General features: G+C 57.9%; 1 protein-coding gene. It reads left to right on the top strand.

The genetic code is table 11. From position 1 onward, the window contains the following. On the top strand, nucleotides 1-852 hold an 852-nt coding region (hutI, locus tag INT22_RS12460), incomplete at both ends, for an imidazolonepropionase (RefSeq protein WP_193068311.1).

The raw sequence follows: 852 nt of genomic DNA, 5'->3' as shown, positions 1-852 counted from the left end.
CAGCGTCTTCGATGGCTTGCGGACATTGCCCGACCGCATGGCCGTTATTACCGAAGGGGCACACATCATCGCCTTGTCGCCCATGAGTGAGTTCGACGAGCAACTCGCCAATAACTGCACAGAGATGGGCAGTGGCGGTGTGATGACCCCTGGTCTTGTGGATTGCCACACCCACCTTGTCTTTGGCGGTTCTCGGGCTGAAGAGTTTGAAGCGCGGCTTGAAGGGGCTAGCTATGAAGAGATTGCTAAACGCGGTGGCGGCATACTTAGTACCGTTCGTGCCACGCGCGAGGCTAGCGAAGATGAGCTGCTAAGACTCGCTAAACCGCGTCTTGAAGCACTGATTGCTGACGGCGTTACCACCGTAGAGATTAAGTCTGGCTACGGGCTTACCGTCAAAGACGAACTCAAGATGCTGCGTGTCGCGCGCCGTCTCGGCAAGATGCTGCCAGTCAACGTCGTCACGACGCTGCTGGGCGCCCATGCCCTACCCCCAGAATACAAAGATGACAGCGACGGCTATATTGATCTTGTCTGCCAGGAAATGATCCCCGCAGCAGTGGCTGAAGGCCTGGCAGATGCGGTTGATGTGTTCTGCGAAAAAATCGCCTTCTCGGTGGAACAGTGCGAGCGAGTGTTTGCAGCCGCCGAGGCCCACGGCCTACCCATCAAGGCACACGCCGAACAGCTCTCTAACCTGGGCGGAACGGCCATGGCCGCACGCCACGGAGCCCTATCTGCTGACCACATTGAGTACCTGGATGACACTGGCATCGCTGCCATGCATGAGGCCGGTAGTGTGGCGGTAATCCTGCCCGGTGCTTTCCATACCCTTCGTGAAACGCAACAACC

The sequence above is a fragment of the Halomonas sp. 3D7M genome, assembly GCF_014897885.1.
Taxonomy (GTDB): Bacteria; Pseudomonadota; Gammaproteobacteria; order Pseudomonadales; family Halomonadaceae; genus Vreelandella.
This window is presented reverse-complemented; position numbering and strand designations above follow the sequence as displayed.